6 protein-coding genes are annotated in these 9,460 nt (G+C 67.4%); all 6 read left to right on the plus strand.

Features of this window, described 5'->3' with window-relative positions; all coding sequences use genetic code 11:
• The first annotated feature begins 7 nt into the window (after positions 1-7).
• Positions 8-1,933 carry a translational GTPase TypA gene (gene typA / locus AB0M83_RS41915; protein ID WP_364526337.1) on the plus strand — a complete coding sequence of 642 codons (1,926 nt, stop codon included), beginning with the start codon at positions 8-10 and terminating at the stop codon, positions 1,931-1,933.
• A 383-nt stretch (positions 1,934-2,316) separates the two neighbouring features.
• The gene (locus AB0M83_RS41920) at positions 2,317-4,053 is read left to right on the plus strand and encodes an ABC transporter family substrate-binding protein (RefSeq protein WP_364526339.1); all 1,737 of its coding nucleotides are present in this window, start codon (positions 2,317-2,319) and stop codon (positions 4,051-4,053) included.
• Positions 4,054-4,338: 285 nt separating this feature from the next.
• A complete protein-coding gene (locus AB0M83_RS41925; RefSeq protein WP_364526341.1) occupies positions 4,339-6,147 on the plus strand; it encodes an ABC transporter family substrate-binding protein in 1,809 nt (602 codons plus the stop codon).
• Between the two features lie 191 nt (positions 6,148-6,338).
• Positions 6,339-7,355, plus strand: a complete 1,017-nt coding sequence (locus tag AB0M83_RS41930; RefSeq protein WP_364526343.1) for an ABC transporter permease — start codon at positions 6,339-6,341, stop codon at positions 7,353-7,355.
• Position 7,356: 1 nt separating this feature from the next.
• Positions 7,357-8,277: an ABC transporter permease gene (locus AB0M83_RS41935; protein WP_364526348.1), complete on the plus strand. Its 921-nt coding sequence runs from the start codon at positions 7,357-7,359 to the stop codon at positions 8,275-8,277.
• Between the two features lie 78 nt (positions 8,278-8,355).
• Complete coding sequence (locus AB0M83_RS41940) at positions 8,356-9,372, plus strand: ABC transporter permease (protein ID WP_364526344.1); 1,017 nt, start codon at positions 8,356-8,358, stop codon at positions 9,370-9,372.
• The last annotated feature ends 88 nt before the right edge of the window (positions 9,373-9,460 follow it).

A 9,460-nucleotide genomic window follows, 5' to 3' on the forward strand; every position in this document is an offset into this window, starting at 1 on the left:
TTCTCGCGTGCCCGCAGCCAGCGCTACCGTCGAAACCGGCCGGCCGACCGGTAAGACCCGGCCCGACCTGCGCAACGTCGCGATCGTCGCCCACGTCGACCACGGCAAGACGACCCTCGTCGACGCGATGCTGCGCCAGTCCGGCGCCTTCGCCGAGCGGGCCGAGCTCGTCGACCGGGTGATGGACTCGGGCGAGCTCGAGCGCGAAAAGGGCATCACGATCCTGGCGAAGAACACTTCGATCCACCGCCAGACGCCCGAGGGCTCGGTGACCATCAACGTCATCGACACCCCCGGCCACGCCGACTTCGGCGGCGAGGTCGAGCGCGGCCTGGCCATGGTCGACGGCGTCGTCCTGCTGGTCGACGCCAGCGAGGGCCCGCTCCCGCAGACCCGCTTCGTGCTGCGCAAGACCCTCGAAGCCGGCCTGCCGGTGATCCTGCTGGTCAACAAGACCGACCGCCCCGACGCCCGGATCGCCGAGGTCGTCGAGGAGACCCACGACCTGCTGCTCGAGCTGGCCAGCGACATCGAAGACGCCGACCACGACGCGATCCTCGACCTCCCGGTCGTCTACGCGTCCGCGCGCGCCGGCAAGGCGAGCCTGGAGCAGCCCGCCGACGGGGAGATCCCCGAGAGCGAGAACCTCGACCCGCTGTTCGACACCCTGCTCCGGCACGTGCCGCCGCCCGCGGCCGACCTCGACGCGCCGCTGCAGGCGCTGGTCACCAACCTCGACGCGTCGAACTTCCTCGGCCGCATCGCGCTGATCCGCATCCACGCCGGCAAGCTCCGCAAGGGCCAGACCGTGGCCTGGATGCGCGAAGACGGCACCGTGCAGAACGTCCGCATCTCCGAGCTGCTGGTCACCGAGGCGCTCACGCGCGTCCCGGCGACCGAGGCCAGCGCCGGCGAGCTCGTCGCCATCGCCGGCATCCCCGAGATCACCATCGGCGACACCCTCGCCGACTCGGACAACCCGGTGGCGCTGCCCCGGATCACCGTCGACGAGCCCGCGATCTCGATGACCATCGGCGTCAACACCTCGCCGCTGGCCGGGCGCAACGGCGGCGACAAGGTCACCGCGCGGCTGGTCAAGGCCCGCCTCGACCAGGAGCTGATCGGCAACGTCTCGATCCGCGTCCTGCCGACCGAGCGCCCCGACACCTGGGAGGTCCAGGGCCGTGGCGAGCTGGCGCTGGCCATCCTGGTCGAGCAGATGCGCCGCGAGGGCTTCGAGCTGACCGTCGGCAAGCCGCAGGTGGTGCTGCGCACGATCGACGGCAAGCTGCACGAGCCGTTCGAGCGCCTCTACATCGACTCGCCGGAGGAGCACCTCGGCGCGATCACCCAGCTCCTGGCCGCGCGCAAGGGCCGCATGGAGGACATGAGCGGCAACGGCACCGGCCGGATCAAGCTGGAGTACGTGCTCCCGTCGCGCGGCCTGATCAGCTTCCGCACCGACTTCCTCACCGAGACCCGCGGCACCGGCATCGCGAACCACGTGTTCGAGGGCTACTTCCCGTGGGCGGGCGAGATCCGCACCCGGCACAGCGGCTCGCTGGTCGCCGACCGCACCGGCCCGGTCACCGCGTACGCGATGATCCAGCTGGCCGACCGCGGCTCGTTCTTCGTCGAGCCGGGCGCCGACGTGTACGAGGGCATGGTCGTGGGCGAGAACCCGCGCTTCGAGGACCTCGACATCAACATCACCAAGGAGAAGAAGCTGACCAACATGCGTCAGTCCTCCGCCGACGTGATGGAGACGCTGGCCCGGCCGCGCAAGATGGGCCTGGAAGAGGCGCTGGAGTTCTGCTCGGTCGACGAGTGCGTCGAGGTCGCGCCGGAGGTCGTCCGGGTCCGCAAGGTCACCCTCGACATCAACACCCGCGCGAAGGAGCGTTCGCGCGCGAAGAGCCGCGACAACGGCTGAATCGGCAGAAAATCGCGTAAAACCTCCCGGCGTACCACGCCGGGAGGTTTTTGCATTGCGTGCCGGTCACCCTCGGTGGATAATCGACCGACGCGAAGTCACGAATTCGAAGGTTCTTCTCCTTATATCTTTATAGGGGCATTCGGGGATTCGACGCCTGGTGTTCACCACCGGGGCGATCCCGTCCCGTGTCCCGCGCGTGTTCGTTCCGCCGTTCCGGAACGGTCCGGGAACCCGGACGGTGTTCCGCGCGTCCTTTTCCATAGCGGCACCGTGGGGCGCCGGGCCCGCCCGATCCGGGTACGGGAATCCCGGTTCCGGCCGCGGACCCGGTCGTGGGAGCATGGCTGACCCGATCGGGGAGATTCTGGGAGGAACGGGGCGTGCGGGTGAATCGCAAGGCGGTGCCGGTGCTGGCGCTCGCGGCCGTGCTGGTCTCCGCCTGCTCGAACACCCCGCCACCGCCGGTGGTGTCCTCGTCGGTCCCGCCCGCCTCGACCACCGGGAAGACGCCGTCGCAGATCGTCGTCGGGGTCGACGACGTGCTCGGCGGGTACAACCCGCACAACCTGGCCGACTCCTCGCAGGTCACGTCCGCGCTGTCGCAGCTGCTGCTGCCCTCGGTGTTCCGGCAGAAGGACGACGGCAGCACCCAGCTCGACAAGAACCTGATGAAGTCCGCCGAGGTGGTCTCCCAGCAGCCGTTCGTGGTCGCCTACGAGATCCGCCCGGACGCGTCCTGGTCCGACGGCGCCCCCATCGCCGCCGAGGACTTCGACTACCTGCGCACCCAGATGCGCGACCAGCCCGGCGTGATCGGGCCGGCGGGCTACCGGCAGATCACCGACCTGCAGTCCCGCGAAGGCGGCAAGCGCGTCGAGGTCACCTTCGCCAAGCCGTACCCCGGCTGGCAGACGCTGTTCTCCGACCTGCTGCCCGCCCACCTGCTCAAGGACGCGCCCGACGGCTGGCGCGGGGCCCTGGCCTCGAACTTCCCGGCCATCGCCGGCCCGTTCTCGATCAAGAGCCTCGACATCGCCCGCGGCGAGGTGATCCTCGAGCGCAACGAGCGCTACTGGGAAAAGCCCGCGGCGATCGACCGGATCGTGCTGCGCCGCTCGGACCAGAACACGCTGCTGGCCGCGCTGCAGAGCGGCAACGACCAGTTCGCGCTGGCCCGGACGACCGGCGACGAGCTCAAGCGGCTCGGCGACCTCGGCCCGGCGGTGCAGCTGCACACCGTGGCCCGGCCGCTGGTCGCCGACGTGCTGCTGCGCCCGGTCAGCGCGACGCTGCACGACACGCAGGTCCGTGCCGGGATCGCCGCGCTGATCGACCGGGGCAAGCTGATCACCGAAGGCGTCAACGGCGGCCCGTCGTCGCAGCTGCACGCCGACGCGCAGGTGACGGCCCCGTCGGTGAAGGGCTACACCGCGACCATCCCGCCCGGCCCGCCCACGGCGCCCGACGTCGCGAAGGCCGAGGAGTCCCTGAAGGCGGCCGGCTACGCCAAGACCGCGGGCACCTGGCGCAAGAACGGCAAGGCGCTCTCGCTGGTCATCGCTTCGCCGGGCACCCAGGAGCCGTACGCGACGATCGCCAAGGAGCTCACCAGCCAGCTCGTCGCGCAGGGCGTCGAGGTCAACGCGATCACGCCGCAGCCGCGCGACCTGTTCAGCGGCCTGCTCGCGATGCCGGTCGCCGCCGGGGTCCAGCAGCCGACCGGCGACTCGGCGGGCAGCGTCGGCATCGACATCGCGGTCGTGCCGCAGGCGGTCGGCGGCGACACGGCTTCGGTGCTCGCGTCGACCTTCGGCTGCCGTCCCGAGCAGACGGCGTCGGGGGCGGACCCGGCGAAACCCGTCGTTCCGGGCAATTCGGCGGGTTTCTGCGACCCGGCGCTGCAGCCGTCGATCGACGCGGTGCTGTCCGGGTCGACCCCGATCGCCGAAGCACTGACCACTCTTGAGCCTGAACTTTGGCGCCAGAACGTGGTGCTGCCGCTGTTCCAATTGGCTGACACCCTGGCGATCGGTTCGGGCATCTCGGGCGTAACCCCTGGTCCACCGATGGTGGGCCCGTTCGGGTCGGCGGTGAACTGGACTCGCGGCCCGAAGTAATCGCTCGGCTACGCATTCAGTACTACCGGGTGATCTTGACGCACGCCTTCGAGTGGGACCGGATGAATCCGTGAGGTAACCGTCGTATTTCTGGATGTCGGCTGGAAGTCACCCTTTGGTCACGATCGACCCTGAACTGGTGACTGTCGGTGCTTTTCCTTTCTAGCGTGCACCCGCAGTGCGCCAGTTGAGTGTCGCTTGGCGTGTCGTAGGCTCCGGCACCAAACCGGAGCGGTGTGGGTCCTTGTCACAATTCAAGGGCTCAGTGCTAGGAGGGCACACTTCATGAGGAGAACCAAAGCAGTCTCCGCCTTGTCGCTCGTCGCAGGCGCCTCGCTGCTGCTGAGTGCCTGCAGCGGTGGCGACTCGGGCTCGGGCAGCACCGACCAGAACGGGTCGTCGTCCGACGTCAAGTCGATGGCGGTCGGCAAGGCCGAGCAGGGTGACTCGTTCAAGCTCGCGGACGTCAAGGGCTGGGACGGCACGGTCACGGTCGGGATCGACGACGGGTACTCCGGGTACAACAACAACACCCCGGACACCAACAGCTCGTACAACACCTACATCTTGACCACTGTCCTCGAAGACTCGTTCGTCCTCGACGGCAACAACAAGGTGCTGCTCAACAAGGACATGTTCGACTCGGTCGACGTGACCTCCAAGGACCCGCAGGTCGTCACCTACAAGATCCGGCCCAACCTCAAGTGGTCGGACAACGAGGCGTTCGACTGCAAGGACCTGTACCTGAACTGGCTGTCGCAGAGCGGCCAGGCGAAGGGCACCGACGGCAAGAACCCGTTCAACGCCGCTTCGACCACCGGTTACGACAAGATCAAGACCGCCACCTGCAAGGACAACCTGACCTTCGAGACGGACTACAGCGAGCCGTACCTCGACTACAAGGGCCTGTTCAGCGGCGTCTCGATCCTGCCGGCGCACATCCTCGAGAAGCAGACCGGCATCCCGGACATCACCAAGCTGGCGCCGACCGGCGACCCGGCCCTGCTGTCCAAGGCCGGCGACTTCTGGACGAACAAGTGGAAGGGCTTCGACAAGGCCCTCATGCCGGCCTCCGGCCCGTACATGATCGACTCGTTCGACGCCAACCAGAAGTCCGTCACGCTCGTGAAGAACCCGAACTGGGCGGGCGGCAAGGGCGGCCCGGCCAAGATCGTGGTCCGCGCCATGGAAGACACCAAGGCCATGGCGACCGCGCTGCAGAACGGTGAGATCGACGTCGCGGCGTCGACCCAGCCGGACGCCACCGCGGCCACCACGATGAAGGGCCTCGCGGCGCAGGGCGTGACCTACGGTTCGGCCGCACAGCTGACCTACGAGCACCTCGACCTGCAGTTCAACCGCATGTTCAAGGACGACGCGCTCCGCAAGGCGTTCTTCGAGGTCGTCGACCGCAAGGCGATCACCGACAAGCTGCTCAAGGAAGTCCAGGCCGACGCGGCCCCGCTGAACTCGATCGTGTTCTTCCAGGGTGAAGAGGGCTACACCGACCTCTACGGCAGCAAGGCCGGCCTGGGTGCCGAGGCGGCGGCGAAGACGCTGACCGACGCGGGCTGGGCCAAGGGTGCCGACGGCATCTTCGCCAAGGGCGGCCAGCGGGCTTCGTTCAAGATCACGCACAACCAGAACGCCCGCCGCAGCCAGACCGTCGAGATCATCATCTCGCAGGCCAAGGCGGCCGGTATCGAGGTCAAGGACGAGACCGACGCCAACTTCCTCAAGGGTGGCCGCGTCTCGACCGGTGACTACGACATCGCGCTGTTCGGCTGGTCGTCGGCGCCGTTCAAGTCGCAGTCGCGGTCGATCTACGTCTGCCCGGACAAGGGTGGCGACCAGAACTACCAGAACCTCTGCGACCCGAAGATCGACGAGTCGTTCAACGCCGCGGTGAAGGCGACCGACGAGTCCGTCAAGACGCAGAGCTACCAGGCCGCCGACAAGGCGATCGCGGACAAGTACGCGACCATGCCGCTGTTCCAGACGCCGAGCATGTGGGCGTTCAAGGGCATCGACCGCGTGTACATGCAGTCCTACAACGGTGTCCTGTGGAACGCCGGCGAGTGGGAAAAGAAGTAAGCAGGGCCTAGCCCCGCAGCTTCTTTCCCCTCGTTCCAGATGACCTGGGAGGTACCGGGGCCCGGCCACGAGCCGGGCCCCGGTACCCACCGGAAGTAGCTGTTGACCGTAGGGTTACCCCCACTACGGTAGACAACCGGGTAGCGGTCCAGCGCACTTCTGAAGACCAGGCCCGGATGAGGAGCAGTTCGTTGAACCTGGTGATCTACATCCTTCGCCGTCTGGCGATATCGATTCCCGTCCTGCTGGTCGGGACCTTTTTGTCGTTCGTGATGGTCGCCGCCACCGGTGACCCGCTGGGCGAGCTCCGCAACAACCCGCAGCTGAGCAAGGACGCGATCGACGCGCTCTCCCACAAGCTCGGGCTGGACCAGGGCATCGTGCCGCGCTACTTCAGCTGGCTCGGGGACTTCCTGTCGGGTGACTGGGGCACGTCCATCGCGCAGGGCAACGCGCTGCAGCCGGTCGCGCCGAAGGTCCTGGCGGCGTTCGGCGTCACGTTCAAGCTGGTCGTCGGGGCCGAGATCCTCGCGCTGATCATCGGCATCATCGTCGGCGTGCTCGCCGCGGTGAAGCAGTACTCGATCGTCGACTACCTCGCCACGACGCTGGCCTTCCTGCTGTTCTCGATGCCGATCTTCTGCATCGCGATCGTGCTGAAGAACTACGCGATCGAGATCAACGGCTGGGTCCGGGACCTCGGCCTGCAGGACGTCCTCGGCAATCCATGGCTACGCACGACCAGCCCGGAACAGCTGAAAACGGACGGCGTCGGGGACTTCATAACGAGCACGATCGGTGCCTACCTGCTGCCGACGCTGTCGATCATGGCGATCAGCTTCGCCGCGTACAGCCGGTTCCAGCGGGCCTCGATGCTCGAAGTGATGAACTCCGACTACGTGCGCACCGCCCGGGCCAAGGGCCTCGCGAACGGCCGGGTCATCTTCCGGCACGCGTTCCGCAACGCCCTGATCCCCGTGACCACGCTGTTCTCGGTGAACTTCGGATCGGTCCTCGCCGGCGCGATCATCACCGAAACGGTGTTCAACTGGCACGGTATGGGCACGTTGCTGGTGGAAGCCGTCAACAAGAACGACACCCAGGTGATGATGGGCTGGCTCGTGGTCATCGCCACCAGCGTGATCGTCGCCAACCTGATCGCCGACCTGGTGTACGGCATCCTGGACCCGAGGATTCGCGTTGGCTGACTTGAACTCCCTTCTCGCGAGCGAAACCGCGACCAAGGACGGCACCCTCCCGCCGGAAGCGCTGCCGGAACCCCGGAGCCAGGGCAAGCTGGTGCTCCGGAAGTTCCTGCACCACAAGCTGGCGATGGCGTCGACCGCGGTGCTGGTGCTGATCATCCTGATCAGCATCATCCTGCCGATCTTCTGGAAGCACAGCTACGAGGACAGCTCCTTCCCGTCCTTCGCCAAGCCGAACGGCGACTTCCCGCTCGGCACCACGCAGGTCGGCAAGGACATGGTGTCGCAGATCCTGCGCGGCACCCAGTTCTCGCTGCTCATCGCGCTCACGGTGTCGATCCTGTCGACCGTGGTCGGCGTGGTGCTCGGCGCGCTGGCCGGCTACCTGCGCCGGTTCACCGACTCGGCGGTCTCGCGGGTGACGGACCTGTTCCTGATCATCCCGCAGATCGCCGCGGCGGCGATCCTGGCGAAGGTGTTCGGGAGCGGCTCCTGGTACATCGTCGCGCTGGTGCTGGCGGCGTTCGGCTGGATGCAGATCGCCCGGATCACCCGTGCCGAAGCGATGTCGCTGTCCCAGCGAGAGTTCGTCGACGCGGCTCGCGCTTCGGGTGCCGGCACGTTCCGGATCATCTTCAAGCACCTGGTGCCGAACATGGTCGGCAGCATCACGGTCAACGCGACCCTCGCGGTCGCGCAGGCCGTGCTGGCGGAAGCCGCGCTGTCGTTCATCGGCCTCGGTGTCCAGCTGCCGGACACCTCGCTCGGCCGCGTCATCCTGGAGAACTACGCCCAGCTGCAGACGCGGCCGGCGCTGTTCTTCGGGCCGTTCATCGTGCTCGTGCTGATTTCACTGACGATCAACTTCATCGGTGACGGTCTTCGCGACGCCTTCGACCCGCGACAGCGGAGAATGAAGGCCTGAACGCCGACGCGGGGGTGACCGGTTCCGGTCGCCCCCGCGTCCGTTTGCGCGGGGGATCGCCGGACCTGGGGGTTTCGGATGAATCTCGTGCTCTACGTGCTCCGCCGGCTGGCCATCTCCGTCCCGGTCCTGCTGCTCGGCACGTTCCTCTGCTTCGTCATGGTGGCCAACACGGGCGACCCGCTCGGTGAGATCCGGAACAAACCCGGGATCGATCTCCAGTCCATCGCCGACCTCGAACACAAGCTGGGCCTGGACCAGAGCGTCGTCGCGCGGTACTTCACCTGGCTCGGCCACTTCCTGACCGGCGACTGGGGCACCTCCATCGCCCAGGGCAACGCGCTCCAGCCGGTGGCGCCGAAGGTGCTGTCGGCCTTCAAGGTGACGCTCGAGCTCGTGCTGGCGGCGTCGATCCTGGCCCTGGTCTTCGGCGTGCTGGTCGGGGTCCTCGCCGCGGTCAAGCAGTACTCGATCTGGGACTACCTCGCGACGACGCTGGCGTTCCTGATGTTCTCGATGCCGATCTTCTGCATCGCCATCGTCCTCAAGGGCTACGCGATCCGCCTCAACGGCTGGGTGCGGCAGCTGGGTCTGGCCGACATCCTGGGCGACCCGTGGCTGCGCACGACGAGCCCGGAGAGCCTCTCGGCGACCGGCGTCGGCGACGCGCTCGCGAAGTACGTCGGCGCGTTCCTGCTGCCGACCCTGTCCATCATGGCCATCACGTTCGCCGCCTACAGCCGGTTCCAGCGGGCGTCGATGCTGGAGGTCCTGGGCGCCGACTACGTCCGCACGGCGCGCGCCAAGGGCGTCTCGAACGGCCGCGTGATCTGGCGGCACGCGTTCCGCAACGCGCTGATCCCGGTGATGACGCTGTTTTCGGTCAACTTCGGCGCCACGGTGACGGGCGCGATCATCACGGAGACGGTCTTCAACTGGCACGGCATGGGCACGCTGCTGGTGGAGGCGGTCAACAAGAATGATCCCCAGGTGCTGATGGGCTGGCTGGTGGTGATCGCGGCGAGCGTCGTGCTCGCGAACCTGGTGGCCGACCTGATGTACGGCATCCTGGATCCCCGCATCCGCGTGGGCTGAAAGCGCCCCAATGTGGCCTTGGGTGCGTTCAACGCACCGAAGGCCGCCTTGGGTGCGTTCAACGCACCGAAGGCCACATTGGGGCGCG

Source organism: Amycolatopsis sp. NPDC051106, from assembly GCF_040682775.1.
Taxonomy (GTDB): domain Bacteria; phylum Actinomycetota; class Actinomycetes; order Mycobacteriales; family Pseudonocardiaceae; genus Amycolatopsis.